The sequence below is a fragment of the Parabacteroides sp. D25 genome (genome assembly GCF_000307475.1).
Lineage (GTDB): Bacteria > Bacteroidota > Bacteroidia > Bacteroidales > Tannerellaceae > Parabacteroides > Parabacteroides distasonis.
Map to the genome: position 1 here is coordinate 341815 of NZ_JH976501.1, position 25382 is coordinate 367196.

At 44.0% G+C, this 25382-nt stretch carries 16 protein-coding genes and 5 riboswitches; of the genes, 10 read left to right on the forward strand and 6 right to left on the reverse strand.

What is annotated here, in order from left to right:
- Positions 1–75 precede the first annotated feature (75 nt).
- Positions 76–278, forward strand: a riboswitch (cobalamin riboswitch).
- A gap of 48 nt (positions 279–326) precedes the next feature.
- Both HMPREF0999_RS04990 and HMPREF0999_RS04995 read left to right on the forward strand, forming a co-directional pair.
- On the forward strand, positions 327–2510 hold the full coding sequence (locus HMPREF0999_RS04990; RefSeq protein ID WP_009275336.1) for a TonB-dependent receptor: 2184 nt from the start codon (positions 327–329) through the stop codon (positions 2508–2510).
- 33 nt (positions 2511–2543) lie between these two features.
- On the forward strand, positions 2544–3473 hold the full coding sequence (locus HMPREF0999_RS04995) for a sirohydrochlorin cobaltochelatase (protein WP_009275337.1): 930 nt from the start codon (positions 2544–2546) through the stop codon (positions 3471–3473).
- A 73-nt stretch (positions 3474–3546) separates the two neighbouring features.
- Here the strand turns inward: HMPREF0999_RS04995 and HMPREF0999_RS05000 are convergent, their stop codons facing one another.
- From HMPREF0999_RS05000 to HMPREF0999_RS05020, 5 genes are all read right to left on the reverse strand, one after another.
- The gene (locus tag HMPREF0999_RS05000) at positions 3547–4644 is read right to left on the reverse strand and encodes a sirohydrochlorin cobaltochelatase (RefSeq protein ID WP_009275338.1); all 1098 of its coding nucleotides are present in this window, start codon (positions 4642–4644) and stop codon (positions 3547–3549) included.
- A 22-nt stretch (positions 4645–4666) separates the two neighbouring features.
- Complete coding sequence (locus HMPREF0999_RS05005) at positions 4667–6730, reverse strand: TonB-dependent receptor plug domain-containing protein (protein ID WP_009275339.1); 2064 nt, start codon at positions 6728–6730, stop codon at positions 4667–4669.
- A 111-nt stretch (positions 6731–6841) separates the two neighbouring features.
- Positions 6842–7039: riboswitch (cobalamin riboswitch) on the reverse strand.
- Between the two features lie 54 nt (positions 7040–7093).
- The gene (locus HMPREF0999_RS05010) at positions 7094–7891 is read right to left on the reverse strand and encodes a TerB family tellurite resistance protein (RefSeq protein ID WP_008779150.1); all 798 of its coding nucleotides are present in this window, start codon (positions 7889–7891) and stop codon (positions 7094–7096) included.
- A 90-nt stretch (positions 7892–7981) separates the two neighbouring features.
- Positions 7982–8599, reverse strand: a complete 618-nt coding sequence (locus HMPREF0999_RS05015; RefSeq protein WP_008779151.1) for an HAD family hydrolase — start codon at positions 8597–8599, stop codon at positions 7982–7984.
- Positions 8592–9185, reverse strand: a complete 594-nt coding sequence (locus HMPREF0999_RS05020; protein ID WP_029257150.1) for a sugar O-acetyltransferase — start codon at positions 9183–9185, stop codon at positions 8592–8594. The genes HMPREF0999_RS05015 and HMPREF0999_RS05020 overlap by 8 nt, the downstream gene beginning before the upstream one ends.
- A gap of 489 nt (positions 9186–9674) precedes the next feature.
- Positions 9675–9876, forward strand: a riboswitch (cobalamin riboswitch).
- Between the two features lie 85 nt (positions 9877–9961).
- Between HMPREF0999_RS05020 and accC the strand changes: the two genes are divergently transcribed.
- The 8 genes from accC to HMPREF0999_RS05065 all read left to right on the forward strand — a co-directional run bounded on the left by accC (position 9962) and on the right by HMPREF0999_RS05065 (position 23570).
- Positions 9962–11473: an acetyl-CoA carboxylase biotin carboxylase subunit gene (gene accC, locus HMPREF0999_RS05030; protein WP_008777846.1), complete on the forward strand. Its 1512-nt coding sequence runs from the start codon at positions 9962–9964 to the stop codon at positions 11471–11473.
- A gap of 12 nt (positions 11474–11485) precedes the next feature.
- Complete coding sequence (locus HMPREF0999_RS05035) at positions 11486–12010, forward strand: biotin/lipoyl-containing protein (protein ID WP_005859628.1); 525 nt, start codon at positions 11486–11488, stop codon at positions 12008–12010.
- A complete protein-coding gene (locus tag HMPREF0999_RS05040; RefSeq protein WP_009275341.1) occupies positions 12003–13535 on the forward strand; it encodes an acyl-CoA carboxylase subunit beta in 1533 nt (510 codons plus the stop codon). Before HMPREF0999_RS05035 ends, HMPREF0999_RS05040 begins: the two co-directional genes overlap by 8 nt.
- Positions 13536–13692: 157 nt before the next feature.
- Positions 13693–13894, forward strand: a riboswitch (cobalamin riboswitch).
- 299 nt (positions 13895–14193) lie between these two features.
- A complete protein-coding gene (locus HMPREF0999_RS05045) occupies positions 14194–15876 on the forward strand; it encodes a putative transporter (RefSeq protein WP_005859616.1) in 1683 nt (560 codons plus the stop codon).
- Positions 15877–15985: 109 nt separating this feature from the next.
- Positions 15986–16191: riboswitch (cobalamin riboswitch) on the forward strand.
- Between the two features lie 37 nt (positions 16192–16228).
- Positions 16229–18232: a TonB-dependent receptor plug domain-containing protein gene (locus HMPREF0999_RS05050; RefSeq protein ID WP_005859614.1), complete on the forward strand. Its 2004-nt coding sequence runs from the start codon at positions 16229–16231 to the stop codon at positions 18230–18232.
- Positions 18233–18252: 20 nt separating this feature from the next.
- Positions 18253–19617: a DUF5074 domain-containing protein gene (locus HMPREF0999_RS05055; protein WP_005859612.1), complete on the forward strand. Its 1365-nt coding sequence runs from the start codon at positions 18253–18255 to the stop codon at positions 19615–19617.
- On the forward strand, positions 19617–20735 hold the full coding sequence (locus tag HMPREF0999_RS05060) for an ABC transporter substrate-binding protein (RefSeq protein ID WP_009275342.1): 1119 nt from the start codon (positions 19617–19619) through the stop codon (positions 20733–20735). The genes HMPREF0999_RS05055 and HMPREF0999_RS05060 overlap by 1 nt, the downstream gene beginning before the upstream one ends.
- A gap of 63 nt (positions 20736–20798) precedes the next feature.
- Positions 20799–23570 (forward strand): FAD-binding and (Fe-S)-binding domain-containing protein, encoded by a 2772-nt coding sequence (locus HMPREF0999_RS05065; protein WP_009275343.1) that lies wholly within the window; start codon positions 20799–20801, stop codon positions 23568–23570.
- Positions 23571–23670: 100 nt separating this feature from the next.
- Here the strand turns inward: HMPREF0999_RS05065 and HMPREF0999_RS05070 are convergent, their stop codons facing one another.
- A complete protein-coding gene (locus HMPREF0999_RS05070; RefSeq protein ID WP_005867456.1) occupies positions 23671–25047 on the reverse strand; it encodes an NAD(P)/FAD-dependent oxidoreductase in 1377 nt (458 codons plus the stop codon).
- Positions 25048–25382: the final 335 nt, after the last annotated feature.

Here is a 25382-nt window from a genome sequence, read left to right on the forward strand (position 1 = left end):
TGTTATAAGCTTCTCTTTGTAAAGCTATTAAAGAACATAAGCCGGGATATATTTTTGTTTATATAAAATAATTCATACTTTTGCCCCCGTTTTGGTGATGACGTAAAAACCATCCGGTTTCGTCATAAAGAGGGAATCCGGTGTGAATCCGGAGCAGTGCCCGCTACTGTAAGCTTTTGTAAAGTAGAAAACATTTCTCATACCACTGTCTGTAAAAGACGGGAAGGTCGTTCTCTACGAAGTAAGTCAGGAAACCTGCCAAGCGTTTTTATTGCTGTTTTTCTCGGGGTCAGGAAAGCGGAAATATACATAATAACAAATCGTTTATGAAAAGAAAGTGTTTGTGCGCGGCTTTAGCTGTAAGTTGTGCGATAAACGTATCATTTGCGCAGGTACGTTTACAGGGTAAGGTCGTGGATGAAAGTAATGAACCAATCCCGGGCGCGAATATCCGCGTGTCGGAATCCTTGAATGGTACAACCACGGATGCCGGCGGAAAATTTGAGCTGAACCTTCCCGATGGTAGACATCGTATTCGTGTGACTTACCTTGGCTATGAACAGGGCGTGTATCAAACGGATCACTCGGAAAAAGATGTCGTTATTAAGCTGAAAGAAAAGTATGTGAATATCGATCAAGTGGTGGTAACCGGTACCGGTTCGCATCGCCGCATGAGTAATTCTCCTATTCCCGTGAAAGTGCTTACGGGAAAAGACTTGAAAGAGGCGAGCGTAACCAATTTCCAAGATGCGATGACCAAGCTGAATCCGAGTATCGTATTTATGGAAAACGGACAGGGGGCTACGATGAATATGAACGGATTGACAGAGAAATACGTGGTTATCTTGGAAAACGGTAAGCGTTTGGCCGGCGATGATACCTATTCCCGTATCGATATGTCTAACGTAAAGCGGGTAGAGATATTGAACGGGGCCGCTTCCGCTTTGTATGGTAGCGATGCGATCGCCGGCGTTATCAATATCATCACGGATGATTCCCGTAATAAGGTGAACGTGACGAGCAATAGCCGTTATGGTAGCAAGAACCAATTCTTGCAGTCGGTCAATGCGGACGTGAATGTAGGGAAGTTCGGTTCATATACTTCTTATCAATATCAACGGGCCGATGGTTGGCAATTAAATCCCTATACGGAGAGTAAAGGCGAGTTGGTTCCTACCAATAAGCAAGCTTCCGAGGGATTTCACCGGAACGTGATCAACCAACGTTTCACGTACGACGCTACGGATCGTTTGTCTTTTTATGTGCGTGGTACTTTCTTCGGACGTTCCAGCGATCGTCCGATGCCAATGGATAAAGTGAATACGACCAACTATGATATGAGAAAAGAGACGTTCACTTATGGGGCGGGCGCTCAATACATGATTAATAAGAACTCTTATTTGAACGCTGATTATCTGTCGGACAATCATAGTACGTATAAGGATTTCTTTGATGGAAAGAAAAGCGGAGAGAGTGATATGACGAAACGGATTCATTACCATAACTTGAATGTCAAGGGAATCTTTCGTTTGGGCAAATATAATAAGCTTTCGGCTGGTGCGGAGTTCATTAAAGAGTTACTGAGTAGCGAGACGGATAACATAGCGGGTAAAAGTATGTACACGACTGCGCTTTATGCTCAAGACGAGATCAATATCAATGAGCATTTCCAAGCGTACGCGGGTTTGCGCTATATTTACCATGAGAATTTTAAGAGTTATGCGACTCCTAACGTGGCTTTGCTGTATAAGGTAGGCGGTTTTAATTTCCGCGGATCGTATGCGGCTGGTTTCCGTACACCTGAATTGAAAGAGTTGTATACGGAATCGGAGAAGAAAGCGTCCGGAGCGACTCGCCTTACGATCGGTAATCCGGATCTGGACCCGGAGAAGAGCGACAATTTTACGTTGAGCGCAGAATATACGATGCGGTATTTCTCTTTGTCCGTGTCCGCTTTTATGAATAACGTACGTAGCATGATTAACTATAAGATGTTGGATACGGCGGAACGGGATGCTTATAACACCGCCCATGGTACGTACTATGATGAGATACAGATGCGTGCGAATATCGATAAAGCGAAGATCAAAGGTATTAACGTGGCCTTCAATAGTTATCTGGGAGCGGGCTTTACCTTGAATGGTGGCTATAGTTTCATGGATGGAAAAAACGTATATGAGGATGAGCCTTTGGATAAGACCGTTAAGCATAGTGGTACGGTAGCGGCTATGTGGTCTCATACTTGGAATAAGTATAAGCTGAACGTGAATTTTAACGGACGTATCCAAGGGGAACGTTATTCTACTTCTTATGGATACGCACCGAAATATTCCTTGTGGAATCTCAATACGAGCCATACGTTTAGAGCCGGCGATTTCTTGTTGGAACCGGGAGTAGGTATCGAGAACCTTTTTGATTATGTAGATGATCGTCCCTTTAATTACAATTACGCTACATTGACCCCGGGCCGTACCTATTACGTCAGCCTTCTGGTCCGTTTCAAGCAGTAAACTGTCACATGTCAACTATTAACTAATATAATAATGTATAGGGGATTTTTACGATCCATGTTTGTTTGTTCACTCCTGCTCGGGCTCGCCTGTTCATTATGGGCGAAACCCGGGCGGGAGTTTTACGCTTCCGATATCCGGGAGAGCATGGAAAAGGGAGATAAGTTAGCGATCTTGATGGTACATTTCGGGAGTGCTTACCCGGAAGCTCGTACCCAAGTACTCGATGTGATGAACAAGCGTGTCAAGGAGGCTTTCCCAGACGTGGAAGTCCGGCAGGCTTATAGCGCCCGTAGCGTAGTGAGTCGGTTGAGGGCGCAAGGTGTTTGGGTTCAGTTGCCGGCGGACGCCTTGGTAGAGTTGCGTGATCAAGGGTTTACCCATGTGATAATCCAACCGACTATCATTATAGAGGGTGTGGAGATGGAAGCGATCCGCAAAGAGGCGGAACAGCGAAAAGGTTTGTTTAAGGATTTGCGTGTAGGTAATCCCTTGTTATATGATGATACCGATTATGAGGCGGTGATGAAAGCGGTTTCCTCACCTTCTGGAGTGACTAAAAATGGGGCTAAGTTATTGGTGGCGCACGGAACTTATCATGCCAGTAACTCGGCTTACGCGAAATTGGGGTATATGTTCCAGACCAAAGGAATGAAAGATTATTATACCGGAACCCGTGAGGGTTTCCCTACGATCGAGGATGTAGGTGAGCAAATGCGCCAAGCCGGTCATAAGCGTGTGGAGTTGATTCCTTTTATGTTCGTACTGATTCGAGGTACGGAAAATACGGTTACGGATTTCTGGCAGAAAGGGCTACGTCAACAGGGTTTCGATGTGGATATTTATTTAAAGCCTCTAGGTGAGAATCCGGCGATCCGGTCTTTATTTATCGATCACATCCGTTTCGCCATGAAATATAAACGGGCGACGATTTTTGATCGAAAGAAATTATATACACACTGAACAATTGAAAATTGAGAATTGAAAATTGGTTCAGTAAGTACTCCCTAATTTTCAATTCTCAATTCTCAATTATTTACTGGTAGTCTTCTCCGGTTTCCCAAGCCTCCGCATCATTATATAATGCTTTTAGATGGTTCACCCAGATCTGACGAACAGCGTCGTAATCGCCTAAGCCTATGATCTTACAGTTCTCTAAACTTCCGTTATGGCTTTCTTCCGTGTCGATCTTGAAGCCCATCTTCAAAAGTTTTAGTCTCCAGCAAGCGTCGGCGTTAGGAGCGGCAGCGCTGAAATCATCACCCTCCTCAATACCCCAAAGGTCATTATGCGCATGGTCTCCGGCGATAGACATGAACGGAGCTAAGGAGATCGTGATCTCTTCCGGTTTTAAGTTATGATCCTCGCGGTATTTGGTAAGTTTGGAATAGACACATTCCTCATTTGGTTCGCCTTCTTCCGGCCAGAACAACATATCTCCGTAATCAACGGTACCTACGAATACATTCTTGTTAGCGGCCAAGGCTTGCATAGCCTCTTCTGTTTCCGTGTATTTCGTATTTGCGTTATAGTTTTTATCCGGGTTACCATGTCCCATTAATAAAAGGACGTTCTTGTTATCAGCCAATTTATCACTGTAGTGGCTGTATAGGACTTTTGCTACGGCTTCCACATCCTCTTCGTTGTACACCAAACAAGGGCTTTTTACGACTTGAACACTCGGGAAAGACTCGATCATGAATTTCTTCTTCACGTCCGTATTCATCAAGCTTAGGTATTCCTCACCCGGGATGATGTGTAAGGACTGTACCGCAACCTTCTTGTAACCGGCATTTCCTAGGGCTTGTAACCAAAGGTCCGGTTGGTAACGTGCGATACCTGTCTCTGCTTCTACACGATTCACACAAGTACGGGAGGTAAATGACAAATAGATGTCCGCATCGGGAAATGCGTTTTGGAAATCGGCTAGTGTAGCGTCGTATGTCTTGATAGACTCCTTGAATGTGCTACCGAATGTACACAACAAGATCGCCGTGTCATGTTTCTTACTTGCCTTTACGACTTCTTCCGCCGGGTTTGCGGTATTGTCGTCGTCTCCATCATCACAGGAGGTAAAAACTGCGTTTGAGGCAAATAGACTCGCCGCAAGCAAAAGGTACTTAAATTTGTTCATCGCATTTAACTTTTAAGATTGTTTATAGTTTATGTTTATTCTGAAATTTCACGATAAAAGAGGCGTACCAAGTCCGTCCGGGAGACGTAGTTCCACGATGGCGTCCGAACGGGGTACGATCCACATAATCGAAGATATTATCGATACCGACATTGATATCTAGGTTCCATTTTTTCTTTTTCAATACGTTATGACGGGTATTCAATCGCCATAGCTGATAACTTTTTCCATCACCGTCCGTGATATAAAAGCGGGTAGATTGGTATCGGCCGAACAAAGTGACATCCAATTTATACTTTTTCCACGCATGGTTCCATGCCAGTTTCCAATTGGCATTATGGAATGAGGTTCCGTTGATCGGGGTGTAGAGCATATAATTCGGGTCGGCTGGATCATCCGTATATTGCGCTTTGGCATCCGTATAGCTATAGCCTCCACCAATAGCCAAGGAAGATAGGATTTGATAGGTGAGCGATATATCTCCTCCGAAAGAGCGGGCTTTGGATAAGTTCTTGTGTTGCATGCTGGCCTCGATCTCATCCAATCGGTCTTCGGCGCTTGTCGGGATCTCGGTCAAGGCGATCATGTTCTTGATACGGTTGTAGAATCCTGTTACCGTGATCTGCAGGTTCGACGCATGATATTCTACGCTCGCCGAATAATAATTGGACTTTTGCGGTTTTAAATCCTTATTACCATAATAATGTTTCCACGGGCCGCCGCCGATCTGCGTGATATAATCATCGTGCAACTCCTTTAAGGTAGGAGCCTTAAATCCATTTGAGTATGTGGCTCGGATATTGAAGTCGCCTAGTTTGTACATGGCGGAGACTTTAGGGGTAAACGTAGCCCCGAACTCTTGGTGCACGACGAAGCGCCCACCTACCGTCACATTCAACCGATCCGTCGGGTTCCATTCGTCTTGTACATAAGCGGAAGCCGTAAATACGGAGGCTTTCCCGTTCTCGATACGCCGGGGGGATTTCAAATGATCGTATTGATATTCGAGCCCGGCGCTTAGGATATTGTTTTCACCGAGGTGGAATACGCTTTTGGCTTGTCCTAGGAAACGTTGTTGAGAGGTTTCCAGAATATGTTCTCCGGGATAACGAGTGATACGTAAATCCGTCTTCGGATCGAAGAAGTTCGTGACATCTTTATGATGGTAATTATAGAAATAGCTATAGTTACCATACGTTAGATCTACCGAAAGGAAGTTCTGCCCTCCCAATGCGTATTTAGCTCCTCCGGCTACATCGAAGTTCCGGTAGAATTGATCATAGGTATAATACTTGAATGCGCCGTGCGGACGATAATTCCATTTCTGGTAAAAAGAGCCATCGGCCGAAAGGCTCAGCCGGTCGTTCACTTTGTAGGTTAAGTTCTCCCTTAACGTAAAGTTCGTGGATCGGTTTACGGTTCGTGTCACGGTTCCATTCATTACCTCGTGATGGTCCCATTCTTGGGTCGTATTTCGCCAGCCGTCCGTATGGGTCGTACTAAGTGAGGTGTTGGAATTCACTCTCTTATGCCCAAAGCCGATTTGTACGCTTTCCAATATATCTCCATATGATCCGACACGAGTCGTATTCGATAGGCTCACTTTATCCCGGTTCTTTTTCGTGATAATATTGATGACACCGGCGATAGCGTCCGAGCCATACAGGGAAGAGGCGGCACCTTTTACGATCTCGATACGTTCGATATTGGCGGGGTTGATAATACTCAAGTCGTTTTGTCCGCCGGTATCTCCGTTGATCCGTTTGCCATTGATAAGGATCAAGATGTAATCGTTGCCTAATCCGTTCATCTGGATGCCACTACCCATGTCGCTCGGATTGAAGGTGATGGAAGCGTTCAGCCCTTCCAGAATATCTTGCATACTACGTCCTTGGTAACTGTCAAGGGCTTTGCCGGTGATTACCTCTGTTTGCACAGGGGCGTCTTTCAGATAGTGTTCGGTACCCGTACCGGTGACCACGACCTCGTTCAATAGCACGGAAAGTTCCTTCGGATCTTTCAATATGCTTTGGGCGCATACGGATTGTACGCATGCCACCAGAATAGCGAATGCTAAAAGCCTCATATAGTGTTTTATTTATACACGAAATAAAACAACAAGCCTCTATCTGGTTATGTCTCAAAAAATAAATTGAATCGTTTTTTGTATGACACATACTTCTATCCTGGAAGCTTGATGTTATTGTAAGACTTTAGCAGGTATTCTGGCTCTCCTCTGGTTAGAAACCTTCCCATTCCAATTCAAGAACAGTGGCTTTTGAACTTCTAACCAACTTAATGAGGATTACAGCTGCAGGAACAGCTCCGGATTCACACCGGATTCCCTCTCACCAAACTATGTGATAGCTTGGTTACTAAAATCGTGGGCAAAGGTAGGTCTTTTTAATTAAATAATACAGACATTGAGAAAATATTTCCATTTTCTTATTTACTTCATGCCTCTCGCTTTATAGATACGCTCCTTAGCCTCATTGATCTTTTGGAGTTTCTCATTGGCGGCCTTGCGGATATCTTCACCAAGGTTGGCTACTTTGTCCGGATGATGTTTGATAGCCATGCGGCGGTAAGCGGCACGCACCTCATCGTCCGTAGCCGTGGGTTCTATCTCTAATACTTTATAGGCGTTATCTAGGGAGTTTTCCTGAAGATTTAACATGGATTCAACTTCCTTTTCAGACATTCCCATCGCTATGGCTACCTCTTTTAAAGCGTTGATCTCGGTGGCGCAAACATTACCGTCGCTCTTAGCGATCTCGGCGAGGAACGCCAGCAGTTGCAGCCGCTCCTCATAACTTAGGTTGTATGCGATCTGGGTTCCGCATTCCCGGATGGTATTCTTGAATCCTATGCTATTCTCTTGCTCCATGCGTTTGGCTTGGTCGAAAAGCTTTAGCAATATCTCTTCACCTTGGCCTACGGCGATCTCGCCGAAGTTCCTTCGGAGGAATTGACGGACATATTCCATCTCGCTGTGCATGATTTTCCCATCGGCACGGATGATATAGGAGGCCATTACCAACATGGAGAAAAGGAAACTGTTACGCTCCCCGGCGTATGGGTCTCTTCGTGTATATTGATCATCGTAATTGGTTCTGCCACCGAAGGGCTGTCCCGTCATGTTTGCCTCTTCCTCAAAGAAAGAGCCTAATATAATACCGGCTAAAGCGCCCAGTGGTCCGAATGCCATAAACCCCAAGACACCGCCTATCCATTTTCCGATACCCATATTCTTCTTTGTTTTATTTGTCGTTAATCAATGGTGCGATATTCGCTATTCTCTAAACGCATCTCCGGCTGTTGCAATTTCTGGTATTCATCATTGTTCAATTTTGATACCGCAAATTCGCTCTATTTCAAAAATATATTCTTTGGGTGTTGTGAACAATACAGCTTCCATTCCAATCGCCTTTGCACCCAACACATTCACCATTCTGTCATCCGTAAACAAACATTCCGACGGTTTAAGGCCATATTTGTCACGAAGGCGAAGATAAATTTCCTTTTCTGGCTTGATGAAGTGTTCCTCACATGATATTACCATACCGTCAAGTAACCGGAATATGTCGAATTTCTCCATGACCCGGTAGATTGTGTCGCTCCAGTTCGTCAACCCATATAGTTTGAATCCAGATTGCTTTAACTTTTTTAGAAGTACACGCATACCTTCAATCTCTCCTGTTATCTCTTCTAGATAATTATCTTTGAAAAACGTGAAGGCATCACTATATTCAGGATACCTTTTTATCGCTCCGTCAATCATTTTATCAAACGGGATTATTCCACGGTCGCACATGTTTATAAATTTCGGATCTGATAGAATTTTGTGAAAACCGATTAGTGACACTTCATCATCCCCGAAATGTCGTTCAAGCAAGGGTTGCAAATCGTGATTTACGAGGACCTTGCCAAAATCAAAAATGAGGTTTTTAATCATTATCTTCGATATTTTTAATTACACGGCAAGGATTGCCGACAGCTATGGAATTGGCAGGAATATCTTTCACGACAACACTGCCTGCTCCGATGACAGAGTTTTTACCGATGGTCACACCCGGAAGGATTGTAGAGCCGCCTCCTATCCATACACCATTTTCTATAAGGACAGGTCGGGCAATTGTGTCGCAGATGGACGCTCCGGGATGTGTCCTTTCCGGCATCCTTTCCGCAAGGTGAACGGAATGAGTTGCGGTATATATTTTCACATCGGGGGCTATCATCACGTTGTTACCGATAATGATATTGTTATTATCGAGGAACGTACAGTTCATGTTCACGATCACCTTGTTCCCGAAATAGATGTTTTTCCCATACTCGCATCGGAAGTCTATGTCGATGTAAACATCCTTGCCGATACTTCCGAACATCTGCCGATAGATGCGCTGCTTTGCCTCATTGTCGGCATAATCCGTTTCTCTGAGTTGGTGTAGTAGCCTTTTGTTACGGACAGTCATTTCCGTTATTTCGGGCGATGAGCCGTCGAAAGGCTCCTCATCCATACATTTTTGATATTCAGTTTTCATGTGTTCAATTCATCTCATTGTAGAGTCTTATTCTTTATTTGAGCCAATTATTACGACAAGGTAACGCAAGCAAGAATAGGCAGCTTCAAATTGATATGCCTTCAAGCATACGCAAAGTTACACAAAATAGCTGAGAACACGAACAAACGAAATGTATAAAAACTGTACTTGCCTGTTGACTCTACAAAAAGTAAGGCTTTTTCATTTAACATCTCATTTAAGTGGAGCTTCTTGTAAATTTTAGCATGCGCTATTGTTTTCGGTGGAAGGATTCAGGAAAACACGTACGACCTTTCCAGAAAACACGTACGACTTTTTTCAAAAACATGTATGTGTTTTCGCAGAAAGATTATCCTGTTTTTTTAATGTTGATTTTTAATGCTTTATGCATAAGCTTCTCTTGTGAGCTTATTGTACGGAATTTTACTTGGGATCCGTGTATTCCGTATATTCCGGCCTGGCTGAAGTGGATAGTTAAATAAAAAATACTATCTTTGCCCCCGAATCGGTTCCGCATATACCATTCGGGTATGTGGATTAAAAGGGAATCGGGTGTGAATCCCGGACAGTCCCGCTGCTGTGAAGCTCCGAAGAACATCTTGAAACAACACTATCGCCACTGGTTCTAGCGACCGGGAAGGCCTCAAGATGGGAGTCAGTCAGAAGACCTGCCATTCATTAAAGGCTGTTTTTGCTCGAGGGATTAGGAAAGCAGTACGAAAAGAATAAGAATCAATAGTTAATGATTTATGGAGAATTTATGTCCTCGTGGCGACATGATCCGTAAAGTGCTTGTTGCGAATCGAGGTGAGATCGCTATCCGTGTGATGCGCTCATGTAAGGAGATGGGGATTCGCACTGTTGCCGTATATTCGGAGACCGATCGTACCGCTCGGCATGTAATGTATGCGGATGAGGCAGCCTTGATAGGCCCGGCGGCTTCCAAGGAAAGTTATTTGAATATAGACAATCTGATCGCTGCGGCGAAACGGCACCATGCCGATGCGATACATCCCGGTTATGGTTTCTTGTCGGAGAACGCGGACTTCGCACGCCGTTGTAAGCAAGAAGGATTGATATTTATCGGCCCGTCAGCGGAGACGATGGAAGCGATGGGAGATAAGATCGCCGCACGCAAACGCATGATCGCCGCAGAGGTTCCTGTGGTTCCCGGTACGGAGCAACCGTTGCAAAGTGCGGAAGAAGCGCTTCGGGTTTGCGAAGAAATTGGTTTCCCTGTTATGCTGAAAGCTTCTATGGGAGGTGGAGGAAAAGGGATGCGCCTGATACATGAGAAGGGCGAGGTTGTCGAGGCTTATCATACGGCTCGTTCAGAATCGTTGTCCTCATTTGGTGATGATACGGTATATATAGAGAAATTCGTAGAGGAGCCGCATCATATAGAATTCCAGATATTGGGAGATAACCATGGTAATGTCATTCATCTATTTGACCGGGAATGTTCGGTTCAACGTCGTAACCAGAAAATAGTAGAGGAAAGCCCGTCTCCATTCCTAACAGCGGACTTACGTAAAGAAATGGGGGAAAAGGCTGTGGCTGCGGCTAAAGCGGTTCATTATTCCGGAGCGGGAACGATAGAGTTCCTTGTAGATAAGGACCGCCATTTTTATTTTTTGGAAATGAATACCCGGCTACAAGTAGAGCATCCTATCACGGAAGAAGTGGTAGGGGTGGATTTGGTAAAGGAACAAATCCGTATCGCCAATAATGAGGTTTTGCATCTTCGTCAAGAAGATCTTTTCCAACGAGGACATGCCATCGAGTGCCGGATCTGTGCGGAGGATACGGAAAATAATTTCATGCCTTCCCCGGGTATTATCCGGCAATTAACGGAACCGAATGGTATCGGGGTACGTATCGATAGCTATGTATATGAAGGGTATGAGATTCCGGTCTATTATGACCCTATGATCGGTAAATTAATCGTATGGGCAACGACACGTGCGTATGCGATCGAGCGTATGCGCCGGGTTCTATATGAATATAAAATCACGGGCTTAAAGACGAACCTCAGTTATTTGAAACGTATCATGCATAATCCTGATTTCGTGAAAGGGGAATATAATACATTATTTATCGCTAAGAATGCCCGGATGCTACAACGGTCTAACGGTAATAACGAGGAAATCGAGAATATCGCCATGATCGCCGCTTATATGGATTATTTGATGAATTTAGAGGAAAATACTTCTACCCAATTGGTGGATACACGTCCTATCAGCCGTTGGCGGGAGTTTGGTTTACAAAAAGGTGTCTTACGGATTTAACGGGTATTGGTTATGGAAATACATATCGGAAATCGTGTGGCCGATGTGACATTGGTCAGTAAAGAAGGGAATAAAGTCCGGCTTTCTATCGACGGGAAGCCGTATGATGTGGATATCGTGATGACGGAGAACGGCAGTTGTTCTGTCTTGCACGATGGGAACTCATTTAACGCGGAGATCATCTCCGGAGAAGATCATCGGAGTTATGACGTGAATATGTTCTACCGTTCCTATCATGTGGATATCGTAGATACCCAAAAGAAATATTTGCGTATGCGTAAAAGTGCGGAAGAGAAGCAAGATGACAAGATTGTCGCCCCGATGCCGGGTAAAGTCGTGAAAATACCTGTGCGGAAAGGAGATCGCTTGGAAACGGGGGATACCGTGGTCGTACTTGAGGCGATGAAGATGCAGAGTAACTATAAGGTAAGCTCAGCATGCGTGGTAAAAGATATATTGGTATCCGAGGGAGATTCCGTTGATAACAATCAAGTGCTTATGACTTTAGACCTATTAAAAGATGATTCATATGAATAACGAGCAATTATATAAAGATTTTGAGGCTTTGAATAAAGAGGCCTCGTTGGGAGGAGGATTGAATCGCATTGAGAAACAACATGCTTGCGGGCGTATGACCGCCCGTGAACGAATCGAGATGCTGTTGGATAAAGGGACTTTCAATGAGCTGGATAAATTCGTGGTGCATCGGTGTACAAACTTCGGGATGGATAAGAATAAGATTCCCGGTGATGGAATGGTAAGTGGTTATGGAAAGATCGATGGTCGTTTGGTATTTGTTTACGCTTATGATTTTACCGCATACGGTGGGACCTTGAGTGCCACGAATGCCGCTAAGATCGTGAAAGTGCAACAATTAGCCTTAAAGAACGGAGCGCCGATCATCGCCTTGAATGACTCGGGGGGTGCCCGGATTCAAGAAGGGGTGAATAGCTTGGCTGGTTATGCTTCTATCTTTTACCAAAATACGATGGCCTCGGGAGTCGTTCCCCAATTATCGGCTATTTTGGGGCCTTGTGCGGGGGGCGCTTGTTATTCCCCGGCTTTGACCGATTTTATTTTTATGGTCAAAGAGCAAAGTCATATGTTTATCACGGGGCCGGATGTCGTAAAGGCGGTGACTCACGAGGTGATCGATAAGGAAGAGCTGGGCGGGGCGCAGGTACATAGCGGAAAAAGCGGGGTCGCACATTTTGTGTGTGATACGGAAGAGGAGACTTTGATGAGTATCCGGGAACTTCTGAGTTTCCTGCCTTCTAATAATATGGAAGACGCTCCAGTTATAGCTTGTGCTGACGATGTGCGTCGGGTAGAAGAGTCGTTGCAGCATGTGATTCCGGAAGATCCTAATGTCCCTTATGACATCAAGGATATTATAGAGCCGATAGTGGATAATCATTACTTTTTCGAGATTATGCCTCATTTCGCTCGCAATATTGTAGTGGGATTCGCTCGTTTGGGAGGCCGTACCATAGGTATCGTAGGGAACCAACCTGCCTTTTTAGCGGGAGTCTTGGATATCGATGCTTCTGATAAGGCCGCACGTTTCATTCGCTTCTGCGATTGCTTCAATATTCCATTGATCACGTTCGAGGATGTGCCGGGCTTCTTGCCGGGCTGTACGCAAGAACATGCGGGAATTATACGCCACGGGGCAAAAATTGTCTACGCTTATGCGGAGGCCACGGTTCCCAAAATCACGTTGATTACCCGGAAGGCTTACGGGGGAGCCTATATCGTAATGGCAAGTAAGCCTACCGGTGCCGATATAAACTTGGCATATCCGATGGCTGAGATTGCGGTGATGGGGGCTGAAGGTGCCGTGAATATATTATACCGGAAAGCCAACGATGAGGAGAAGAAACAAGCAATTCGTGAATACACCGAGAAATTCTCAAATCCTTACCGGGCAGCCGAGCAAGGATTTATAGATGAAGTCATACAACCTAGAGACACACGTTTTAAATTGATTCAGGCGTTGGAAATGGCGAAAAATAAGAGCCAGAGTAATCCTCCTAAAAAACATGGAAATATTCCCTTGTAGTAATTATTATTTAAGGAAAATCAAAGCCTCTTCCTGTCGGGAGGATAGCTTAGAGGTTAAAAGATCCCGGTTCAATTGTTTTGTCCCGGGATTTTTTTATTTGGATAATAAAAGTAAACAAAAAAGCGAAAAGATATGATATATACGGAAAACATGCTATCTTTGTTCCCGAATCGGTTCCGCATATACCATTCGGGTATGTGGATTAAAAGGGAATCGGGTGTAAATCCCGGACAGTCCCGCTGCTGTGAAGCTCCGAAGAACATCTTGAAACAACACTATCGCCACTGGTTCTAGCGACCGGGAAGGCTTCAAGATGGGAGTCAGTCAGAAGACCTGCCATTCATTAAAGGCTGTTTTTGCTCGAGGGATTAGGAAAGCAGTACGAAAAGATAAGCAATATCTTAAAAGGAACAAAGACGTATGAAAAGGATCTGTTCGCACTGTCGTGCGACATTTGAATGGCCGGTAACCCTTTTGCCGGAAGAGGAAAGTTTGTCTAAATTATCAGCATAAGAAATAGAAAATATATTAGTAAATGTTGTTAGAATGGATGCCAGATTAAACTGGGATACTAAATGTTCAATATGTGTATCTCTGCCGAAGTGATTCGCCAGAGGTACTTTTTTATCTTAAATTAATATATACATGAATAGATATGGAATGGATTAATGAATTGTTATGGGGAGAAGGGGTAGGGCATTCTATCCTTTTGTTATCCGTTGTGATCGCTCTGGGGATCCAGCTTGGTAAACTGAAGCTATTCGGTATCTCTTTAGGGATTACCATGGTACTGTTTGTCGGGATCTTTCTCGGGCATTTCGGTTTTACGGCGAATCCGTCGGTCGTTCATTTTTTTAGAGAGTTTGGTTTGATCTTATTTGTTTACTCGGTAGGTATGCAAGTAGGCCCCGGATTTTTCTCTTCGTTTCGAAAGGGAGGGATCACGTTGAATATGCTTGCTTGCGGTATTGTTTTTCTAGGGGTGATTACTGCCTTGATTATACATTATATTACAGGCATTCCTATACCGACAATGGTAGGTATCTTATCCGGAGCAGTGACGAATACACCGGGATTGGGCGCTGCTCAACAGGCTTATTCAGATATGACGGGGATCTCGGATGAAACGATCGCTTTAGGATATGCGGTTGCCTATCCGTTAGGTGTGATCGGCATTATCTTGTCGATGATTTTTATCCGTTATGTTTTCCGTATCTCTTTTGCGAAGGAGACGGAACAATTGGAAGAAGAGACGGATACGGAATCGGGAGGAGAGGCTGTACCTATCTCTTTGGTGGTGAAGAATCCGGCGATTTTTGGTCGTAGCGTAAGTGAGCTATCTAAATTGTTGGAACACCGTGAATTTGTTATTTCCCGTATTTTACGTAACGATACGAATCGGATAGAGATCGTGGCGGGGAACACGGTATTGAATGGGGATGATAAGATTTTTGTTATTACCGCAGAGCATGACGTGGAGGCGATAAAGACTTTTATCGGTCAAGAAATACAGATGGATCGTAAGCAATGGATTCCGGCGGAAAGCCAGTTTATCAGCCGGCGTATTTTGGTTACCCGGTCTGAAATCAACGGTAAGCAATTAGGGGCTTTGCAGTTACGCCGTTTACATGGAATTAACGTGACTCGGATCAATCGTGCGGGGCTGGAGTTGGTAGCTACTCCTAATCTGGTCTTGCAAATAGGCGACCGGGTGACAGTGGTCGGTAGTGAATTGGCGGTGGAGAAAGTTGCCGAGACGCTGGGTAATTCAATGAAACGCTTGAATGAACCTAATTTGGTGACTATTTTTGTTGGTATAGTTTTGGGTATTATCGTGGGAAGTCTTCCTATTAGTTTTCCGGGTATTCCTCAACCGGTGAAATTAGGATTAGCGGGAGGTCCGTTGATCGTTGCGATATTGATAAGCCGGTTCGGTTATCGTTATAAATTGGTTACTTATACCACGCAAAGTTCTAATTTACTATTGAGGGAATTAGGAATCACGTTGTTTCTCGCCTGCGTGGGATTGAGTGCGGGTGAAGGTTTTGTCGATACGATAGTCAATAAGGGTGGTGTAGCTTGGATCGGTTATGGTTTTATAATAACGTTATTGCCTCTACTGATTATCGGTTGTGTGGGAAGGTATTTTTATAAACTGAATTATTTTACGTTGATGGGATTGATTGCGGGAAGTACGACCGATCCTCCTGCGTTAGCCTATTCCAATATGGCGGCAGGAAATGATGCGCCGGCGGTTGGATATGCGACGGTTTATCCATTGACCATGTTTTTGCGTGTGTTGACCGCACAGTTAATGATATTATTCTTTTATACATAGAATAAATATTTTGTTGTTAGTAATGTTTAGAAAAGTGTAAACTCCCTAGCCTTCCGCCGAAGTGATTCGCCGGGGGGCTTTTTTGTTGCTAATCAAAAAGTAAACATGTATCTTTGCGGCCAATCAAGGTGTAGATGTTATCGATTCCGATAATAATCAGTAAAAGGGAATCCGGTGCGAGTCCGGAGCTGTACCCGTAGCTGTAAGTCCTTGGAGCCCCGGCAAATCTTGTTGCCACTGCCTATCGGATAGGCGGGAAGGTAGCCGACAGAGGGTGGACGAGCCAGAAAACCTGCCATGATTTTGTTATGCGACGTTTCGGGTGAAGACGTTGGTAAACCTAAGAATTATTATGCGAGATTTATATCTTATAAGATGTCTGTGCGTTTTTAGCGTATGGTTATTTTCTTTGGGTGTCGCTTTCGGTCAACAGATCGATACGACGGCCTATCACGAGCTTTCCGGGGTGGAAGTAGTGGAGAAGGTACGTCCGTCGGTCACCCGTGAAGGTACGCCTTTGCAAATTATGGACCGGGCGGGAATCGATCGCTTGGGAGTACAAGACCTATCCGAGGCCGTGAAACGCTTCTCGGGAGTTACAGTACAGGATTATGGGGGGATCGGAGGATTGAAAACGGTCTCGGTACGTAGCTTGGGAGCGAAGCATACCGCCGTCAGTTACGATGGGGTGACGATTACGGATGCGCAAAGCGGGCAAGTCGATATCAGCCGTTTCTCGTTGGATAACGTGGAGATGGTTTCCTTATCGATCGGACAATCGGATGACATCTTCCAAACGGCAAGGGTGTATGCCTCGGCAGGAGCCTTGAATATACAAACCGGAAAGCCCACGTTTAAAGACAAATCGTTTCATACTTATCTTAAGGTTAAGGGAGGTTCCTTCGGGCTTTTTAATCCCGTGCTGCATTATGATCAAAAATTAGGAAAGCGTTGGAGCGCATCCTTACATGGTGATTTCGTGCGTGCGGATGGGCAATATCCCTATACATTGATTAATGGGGAATTGGAGACGAGAGAGAAGCGTAGAAATAGCGATATCCATGCTTACCATTTGGAAGGTAATCTATTCGGCGATTTTGGAAGGGGAGGCGAACTTTCCTTTAAGGCGTACTATTTTGATTCGGAGCGGGGGCTTCCCGGTTCTGTTAATTTATATAACAAGAACACTTCTGAACGATTATGGGATAATAACTTTTTCGTGCAATCGGGGTATAAGAATGTTCTTAATGAGAAATTTACGCTACGGGCCATGGCTAAGTATAATTATGCTTTTACTCGTTATTTAGATATAAATGATAAATATGCTGCGGGCGAACAAGTCGATTTGAATACACAGAATGAGTATTATGGCTCTGTAGGTTTGCTGTATACTCCTATAAAGTATGTATCGGCGACGTTGACTACGGATTTAACTCGCTCTATGCTGGACAATAATTTTGTGAACGGCCCTAATCCAAAGCGAATGGCCTCTCAATCAGTACTAGCGGTGCAATATAAGAACAGTCGATTCACGGCTACCGCTAGTTTATTGGGAACATATATCACTGATAAAGTGGAGCAAGGGGAAAAACCGGATGATAAGAGGCGTTTATCCCCGGCTGTAAGTTTGTCTTGGCGGCCATTCTCGGAAAGTACTTTGCGGATACGTGCCTCTTACAAAGATATATTCCGGGTTCCTACATTTACGGACTTGTATTACCTCCGTATGGGAAATACAAATTTGAAACCGGAAGAAACTTCCCAATATAATGTAGGGGTAACATGGAGTTCTTCCTGTGGGGATTGGCTGCGGCATTTCAGTATTTCGGCGGATGGATATTATAATACGGTGAAAGATAAGATCGTGGCTTTACCTACCATGTATGTTTGGAAGATGATGAATATGGGCGAAGTGGATATTAAAGGGGTAGATGTAAATTTATCTACACAATTCCGATTGCCCTTACGAATGAGCTTGCTTTTGGCTTCCACTTATTCTTTTCAATACGCGGTTGATGTGACAGATCCGGAAGCTAAGAATTATAAGGATCAGATTCCTTATACACCTCGTCATTCTGGCACGGTTTCCGTAACCTTGGAAAATCCATGGGTAAATGTCTCTTATATACTGACTGCGGTTGGTGATCGTTATGCATTGCCGCAAAATATAGATCGGAACAGGATTGATTCTTATATAGAACAGAGTATTTCTATAAATCGAGATTTTCGTTTTCGATATTTCGGTTTGCGTTTGCAAGGTGAATTGTTAAATCTTGCGAACGTGAATTATGATGTTATTCAGTATTATCCCATGCCGGGCCGTTCTTGGCGTTTAAGTATTTGTTTATCCTATTAGTAAACTATAAAAGTAAAGTAATGAAAAAGAAGAATTTAGTTTGTGTCTCTGCCTTGTGTGCATTGATGTCTTTCTCGTTTGTCAGCTGTGATGATGACAATGAGCCTTCACTGAACATACCAAATGTATCTGTAACTAATGTCAGTTTTACGGATGAGAATCCGGAAGCTTTAAAAGTTAGCGGAACCTTAAATTGGACAGCTCCGTCTTCTGTTGACAATGTAACAAAGTACGTGATTTATGGTTCCTCTGATGGAACCGCTAAAGATATGAAAATTGCGGAGGTAGAAGTTGGAACACATTCATATGCTATTACGGATGTCGTAAATATAGGCTATTTATTAGTTATAGCCGCAAATGCGGAAGGTGAGTCTTCTGTTTATGCTTCCGTAAGAGTTATTGATTTTGTGAAGGATAGTTCTTTCATGGCTTTATATTTCTTGAATTCGGGCAATATGGGAAATAACAACTCTTCTTTATATATGTACGACATAGAAAAGGATGAGGTTGTCCCCGATTATTTCTTGGCTCAAAATGGCAGGGGGCTGGGAGATACGGCACAGGATATGATCGTGTATGGCGATAAGATGTATATCGCGGTATATGGAGAGTCTACGATAGAAGTGACAGATCTGAAGGCAAAATCCATTAAGCAAGTCAAGACAGAGGGGCAGCCCCGTTATATGGTATCAGAGGGTGGAAAAGTCTATATTAGCTATTATAATGGATATGTCGCTCGTTTGGATACCGCATCCTTGGAGGTTGAGGCGAAGGTAAAGGTCGGACGGAATCCGGAACAATTGGCGGTATCTTCTAATAAATTGTTTGTCTCAAACTCCGGAGGTATGGATTACAGTACCGAGGTTGGGTATGATAAAACGGTATCAGTGGTTGATCTGTCTACTTTTACAGAGATAAAGAAGTTGGATGTAGTATTGAATCCCACACGGATACAGGCGGATGAGCAAGGAAATGTATATGTGGTTTCTATGGGTAACTATGCGGATATACCCAATACGGTACAAAAGATAAATACGGAGACTTATGAGGTTACTTCCCTTACGAATTGTCCAAACGCAACGGAGATGGCCTATGAGGATGGCAAGCTATTTCTGTTCTATGCGCAATGGGGAATGTCTAGCCCTGCATTTTTAACATTTGATACAAAGAGTCAATCTGCGGGAACGAGCTTTATTACAGATGGAACCTCAATACAGTCCCCTTATTCAATCAGTGCCGTGGGTGGAAATGTCTATGTCGCAGAGTCTGATTATAAGAATAATGGCGATATTTATTGTTTCGGAGGTGACGGTAAATTGTTCAAGAAGTTTGAGGCCGGTTTAAATCCCATGAAAGTAGTCCTCGCTCAAAAAGATAATATCTAATGCGATTACTGATTCTCTTAGGGTTCGCTTTCTGGATGGTGGCATGTACGCCATCCGGAAAGCAAACTTCTTCCAAGGAAGCTCTTTCCTCTGATAGTATTCAATATGCCCAAGGTTTCACGGTTCAGCGCTTTGATACCTATACAATGGTGGAAGTTCGTGATCCGTGGGATAGTACTCGTCTGCTTCAACGCTATTTATTGGTAGACCGGACAAAGTCGGTTCCTGGCGGATTACCCAAAGGGACGATCGTGAAGGTCCCGGTAAAAGATATTGTGGTTTATACTTCTGTTCATGCGGCTATTATTGATCAATTGCACGAAATCAATAAGGTTATAGGTGTTTGTGAGCCTCGTTATATGGATACTCCTGCCATACAAGAGGGTATACAGGCCGGAAGAATCGCTGATTTAGGTGAGGCTACCTCTCCGAATATAGAGAAAATGATAGAGATCGGTGCGGAACTCGTGATAGCTTCCCCGTTTCAGAACAGTAGTTATGGGCCTGTCGAGAAGATAGGGATACCCATTATCGAAGGAGCCGACTATATGGAGGCATTTCCTTTGGGGCGCACGGAGTGGATTCGCTTTTATGGTTTGCTATTCGGAAAGGAAGAGATGGCCGATTCTATATTTAAAGAAACAGAGCAAGCCTATTTGTCTCTAAAGGACTTAACCGCAAATATAGATAATCGTCCTACTGTTTTGTCGGAGAAGAAGTTCGGCTCTTCGTGGTATGTACCATCCGGAGATAGTTATATGGCTCATCTTATCGAGGACGCCGGAGCCGATTATATGTTTAAGGATTTACCGGGTGCCGGAAGTACCCCCTTAGCATTTGAGACCGTGTTTGATAAAGCGATCCATGCGGATATTTGGCTTGTTAAATATAATCAGTCTTCTGAGATGACCTATAAAGATTTACGCTCCGAATATACTCCTTACGAGAATTTCGACGCTTTTAAAAAAAAACGGATTTATACCTGTAATACAGGTGCAGTTCCTTATTACGAGGAATTCCCTATACATCCGGAATATCTATTGAAAGATTTAATCTGGATTTTCCATCCGGAGCTAGTATTCGGGTATTCTCCTCGTTATTTTAGAGAAATGCCCTGATTGTCTTAAAGGTTTCATATCTTTGTTGAAATGTCGTTTCTAGACAAATAAAGGTATTAGACTATGAAGATAAAAAAGGTATATGCTGATGCTTTAACTACATTAGCGAAGGGAACAGATGCCGGGATTTACAGGTTGAATCCCAAACGAGTTGAAATCGTGAGTTGTGAGCAGGATGTAAAACGTGTTCTTGCTGAATGTGAGAAGACTGGTAAATCTGTAACCTTTAAAGCTGGGGGGACTTCTTTATCCGGCCAGACTATCACAGATTCTGTATTGATGGAAATCAGTCCTGATTATGGAAAGGTTAAGATTTCAGGAGATGGGAGTTTAGCTAAATTCCCCTGTGGTATAACTGGAGAAGAGGCGAACCGGTGGCTGAGGCCTTATGGCCGCAAACTGGGTCCTAGCCCTGCCTCCATCAAATCCGCACGTATAGGTGGGATCGTAGCGAATAACTCGAGTGGTTCTAGCTATGGTATTATCCATAACTCGTATAATACGATTCGGGATATGGAAATTATCTTCGCGGATGGAGCCTTTTTGGATACTTCTTCGTTAGCGAGTCGCAGGGATTTCATGCAAACGCATATAGGCTTATTGGAAAAGTTGATGAATTTCCGTTTGGAGATCTTGTTGAATCCGGACATGGAAGACCGGATTCTATCTAAATATGAGTTGAAGAATACCTGCGGTTATGGAATGAACTCTTTCTTGGATTATACTGATCCATACGATATACTCATGCATTTAATGGTTGGCTCGGAAGGAACCTTAGGGTTTATTTCTTCGGTTACTTTCGAGACAGTCCCGGATGAGTCTTTAAAAGCTTCCGCCTTGATTTATTTCCCCTCTTTGATAGAAGCATGCAGAGCCATAGACCCGTTACGCCAATGCAAGGTGTCCGCCGCCGAGTTGATGGATAGAAACGCCTTACATGCGGTAGAGGATGAACCGGGGATGCCGGAGATATTACATTCTTTACCCGAGGATGCGGTAGCGTTACTGATCGACACGTCTTCTAATTCGGAAGAAGAACTTCAAATCCAATTCCGGGATATAGAGGAGCGGCTAGCAGATATACAGACCTTATGTCCGGTATCATTTACGACCGATCCGAAGCTTTACGCTACTTATTGGCGGGTACGAAACGGTTTATTTACTTCCGCTGCGGGAAGACGGCCACGGGGGACGGTATCTATTATTGAAGATATTGCTTTCCGGGAAGAGGTTTTAGGAGAGGCTTTGGAACAAGTGCGTGGGGTCTTGTCGGATTATGGATACGGAAATGCGGTGATGTGGGGACATTTATTGGATGGAAACGTTCATTTCACGATTTTTCCGGATATAAACGCACAGGAAGGTATCGATCATTACGCTTCTTTTATGCGTAGCCTTGTAGATGTGGTACTTTACTACGACGGTAGCTTGAAAGCGGAGCATGGCACGGGACGAAATATGGCTCCATTTGTTAAAGATGAATGGGGTGAGGAGATTTATGAGTTGATGTGGAAGATCAAAAGGCTCTTTGACCCGGAAAATATATTAAATCCGGGCGTCCTTTTAAATCGGGACCCGGATGTGTTTATAAAGAACTTAAAGCAAATACCGTTGGCGAATGAGCTGATCGATAAATGCATCGAGTGTGGTTTTTGTGAGATACAATGTCCGTCAAGGCATGTGACATTGACACCCCGGCAACGTATCGTGATCTATAGGGAATTATCGGCTTTGGCGGAACAGGGGGAAACAAACTCTAAGCGATATAAAGAACTCAAGAAAGCCTTTAACTATAAAGGTAACGCTACCTGCGCTACCGATGGCCTATGTGCTACGGCATGTCCGGTTGGCATTAATACCGGTTTATTGATCAAAGAGTTACGGTGGAAAGAGAATGGTGTCTTGGCGAATGCTATCGCTTCAGGCATCGCCGGGAATATGGGAACCGTAACGGGTATGCTTCGTCCTTTGCTTAAGCTGCCTCATGTGCTTTCAAAGCTGGTGGGGTATAACGCATTCGAGAGATTTGCCTCTTTCTTGTTTAGGGCTTCCGCTCATAAATTCCCGCTTTGGACTCGGCATACACCTTCTGGCGCGTCAAAGTTCAAGGAACTGACGGGTGTAGAGAATGGGATGGAAATGGTTTATTTCCCGTCTTGTATTACCCGTACGATGGGAGCTTCAGCTGATTATGAAGATGTGGATTTTGTAAGTGTAACGGAACAAATAATCGCTTTATTGACAAGAGCGGACTTTACGATTCGTTATCCTGAGAATCTAAGTAAGCTTTGTTGCGGCATGGCTTTTAGCAGTAAAGGGTTCCGGAAGCAAGCGGCGCAGAAGGCGGAGGAATTGAATGAGGCTCTTTTGCGGGCGAGCGATAACGGCCGCTTGCCTATTTTGTGTGACATGAGCCCTTGCTTGCTGCATATGAGGGAAACCTTGGATAAACGTTTACGATTATATGAACCTGTGGAGTTTATCTATGACTTTATGCGTGATCGTCTGAACTTTACTAAGTTGCCGGTTACGGTAGCGGTACACTCTACTTGTAGTACAACGAAGATGGGAGTACAAGACAAGCTGGTGGAACTGGCGGGCTTATGCGCGAACCGGGTGGTCTCTCCCGCTCAAGTTACTTGTTGCGGTTGGGCGGGCGATCGTGGTTTCTTCTATCCGGAACTAAACGCTTCCGGTCTTCATTACTTGAAACCGAACTTGCATGGGGCGACGGAAGGATATAGCAATAGCCGTACGTGCGAGATTGGTTTGACGATGAATAGTGGGATATCCTATAAGTCGATCGTATATTTAGTGGAAAAGGCTACCCGTTAAAAATCAAAAACCCCGGTTTCGTACAACTGAAACCCGGGGCTTTGTAGTTTGGCATTCGAAATTATAGGGAGTTTTATTTCATAGATTTTTTTTATTCATATTATGCGTAACCGTTAAGCATTCCGTTGAAATACATCGGTTTTAAAATATATACCTTTAAGATCCAAGCAAGCCATTGCTCTTTTGATGTATCGATCATCGAGAATGGGAATGAAATGTCTGGTTTCTTTTCGTAGTCAAACTCACAAAGCAACACGTGTCCATAATCCGTAACGATCGGGCAAGCGGCATAACCGTTGTATTTCTCGGTCGGCTCTTTACCTTCCATGAGCGCGATCAGGTTCTTGGCGGCGATAGGTACTTGCTTACGGATAGCGGCAGATGTTTTACTGGTCGGGATACCGGCTACATCACCCAGAGAAACGATGTTCTGGTATTTCTTATGTACCAAGGTCTCTTTATCGACCATTACCCATGCGTCCGCGGCCAATTTACCTTCTGTCCAACCTAATCCGGCATCACGAACGAAATCGGGAGCGGACATAGGCGGGGTGAAGTGTAAGAAATCGTAATCCTCTACGAACGGCGTTACGATCTTTTCTTCGCCTTTTGTCTCTATTTTCTCAAAATGCACTTGTTTTGCGGATGTGTCTACACCTTTTACACGTACATTCAAGTTAATAGGTATGTTACGTTCATTATATATTTCCAGCAAGCGAGGCGTGAAATACGGAATATCGTATAGCTCCTTCGATGCGGTAAAATAATTCAATTGCAGTTTGTCGCGAGTCCCTTGTTTCCTTGCGTAATGCTCGGATAATAAACAGATCTTTTTGGGAGCACCACCACATTTATGTTTTGTATAGGTATCGGTATAAATACCTTTGCCTCCTTTTTTAGCGAATTCTTGAAGAGCTTTCCATGTCTTTTGGGCTCCTTCGAAATCGTAAATAGAGTTTGCGTTTCCTTGTCCCAAGGTGTCGTGGGTAATGCCCTCTACTTTTTCCCAGTTACATTGTAATCCCGGGGTCAGTACTAAAAAGTCGTACGGAATCTTTCCGTTACTTTTGGTCGTTACTTGATTCCATACGGGATCAACCGCAGCGACCGAGTCCTTTATCCATTTTATACCGCTAGGCATACAATCCTCTTGCTTCTTCCAAACATCTTCCGGTTGGTATACACCTGAGGCGATCAGAGTGAATCCCGGTTGATAAAACTGACGATCGCTGGGGTCAATCAGGGTGATATCCGGTTCATCAAGCCAATGTTTTAATCGGGCAGCCATACTGATACCAGCGGCTCCTCCACCGATAATAACGATTTTACCTTTTGCGCTGCTTGAAAAAGCGTTTGCTTTTCCGGTATTAGCTCCCGCGATCAGTCCTGTCGCCGCTAATAACTTAAAGAAATGCCGTCTGTCGACACCTTTCTTTTCTAGCGCATCTAATTGTTTCTCCAGTTCGTGTTTCATCATGTCGAAAGAATTTAAGATTTTATTCGCTGGCAAAGGAAACACAATAAATTACGGTAGCCATGAAAATGACTACTACACGACTTGCGCAAATGATTTTTTTATTGGATAAGACTACTACAAGACTTTCTCAAGCTCCTTTTGTATATATATACTATGCTGTTATATAGTATATTATATGTCAAATAGATTAAAATTATATAAGACTCACTTTTTGCGAGATTCTAAAGTGATGCGATCCGGAAGCCAGAGATACGCTGGCACATCCTCCAATTCCAACACGATTCTTTCTTCGATCATTCCTTCCGCTTCCTCAAAGCTTCCGACGATGATCAAAT

What these genes read in the sequence shown, in the direction of transcription:
- HMPREF0999_RS05010 (WP_008779150.1), bottom strand. Translation starts at nt 7,891, where the DNA reads ATGGGTATCGGAAAATGGATAGGCGGTGTCTTGGGGTTTATGGCATTC.
- HMPREF0999_RS05060 (WP_009275342.1), top strand. Translation starts at nt 19,617, where the DNA reads ATGCGATTACTGATTCTCTTAGGGTTCGCTTTCTGGATGGTGGCATGT.
- HMPREF0999_RS04990 (WP_009275336.1), top strand. Translation starts at nt 327, where the DNA reads ATGAAAAGAAAGTGTTTGTGCGCGGCTTTAGCTGTAAGTTGTGCGATA.
- HMPREF0999_RS05070 (WP_005867456.1), bottom strand. Translation starts at nt 25,047, where the DNA reads ATGATGAAACACGAACTGGAGAAACAATTAGATGCGCTAGAAAAGAAA.
- HMPREF0999_RS05055 (WP_005859612.1), top strand. Translation starts at nt 18,253, where the DNA reads ATGAAAAAGAAGAATTTAGTTTGTGTCTCTGCCTTGTGTGCATTGATG.
- HMPREF0999_RS05065 (WP_009275343.1), top strand. Translation starts at nt 20,799, where the DNA reads ATGAAGATAAAAAAGGTATATGCTGATGCTTTAACTACATTAGCGAAG.
- HMPREF0999_RS05020 (WP_029257150.1), bottom strand. Translation starts at nt 9,185, where the DNA reads ATGAAAACTGAATATCAAAAATGTATGGATGAGGAGCCTTTCGACGGC.
- HMPREF0999_RS04995 (WP_009275337.1), top strand. Translation starts at nt 2,544, where the DNA reads ATGTATAGGGGATTTTTACGATCCATGTTTGTTTGTTCACTCCTGCTC.
- accC (WP_008777846.1), top strand. Translation starts at nt 9,962, where the DNA reads ATGATCCGTAAAGTGCTTGTTGCGAATCGAGGTGAGATCGCTATCCGT.
- HMPREF0999_RS05005 (WP_009275339.1), bottom strand. Translation starts at nt 6,730, where the DNA reads ATGAGGCTTTTAGCATTCGCTATTCTGGTGGCATGCGTACAATCCGTA.
- HMPREF0999_RS05015 (WP_008779151.1), bottom strand. Translation starts at nt 8,599, where the DNA reads ATGATTAAAAACCTCATTTTTGATTTTGGCAAGGTCCTCGTAAATCAC.
- HMPREF0999_RS05000 (WP_009275338.1), bottom strand. Translation starts at nt 4,644, where the DNA reads ATGAACAAATTTAAGTACCTTTTGCTTGCGGCGAGTCTATTTGCCTCA.
- HMPREF0999_RS05045 (WP_005859616.1), top strand. Translation starts at nt 14,194, where the DNA reads ATGGAATGGATTAATGAATTGTTATGGGGAGAAGGGGTAGGGCATTCT.
- HMPREF0999_RS05050 (WP_005859614.1), top strand. Translation starts at nt 16,229, where the DNA reads ATGCGAGATTTATATCTTATAAGATGTCTGTGCGTTTTTAGCGTATGG.
- HMPREF0999_RS05035 (WP_005859628.1), top strand. Translation starts at nt 11,486, where the DNA reads ATGGAAATACATATCGGAAATCGTGTGGCCGATGTGACATTGGTCAGT.
- HMPREF0999_RS05040 (WP_009275341.1), top strand. Translation starts at nt 12,003, where the DNA reads ATGAATAACGAGCAATTATATAAAGATTTTGAGGCTTTGAATAAAGAG.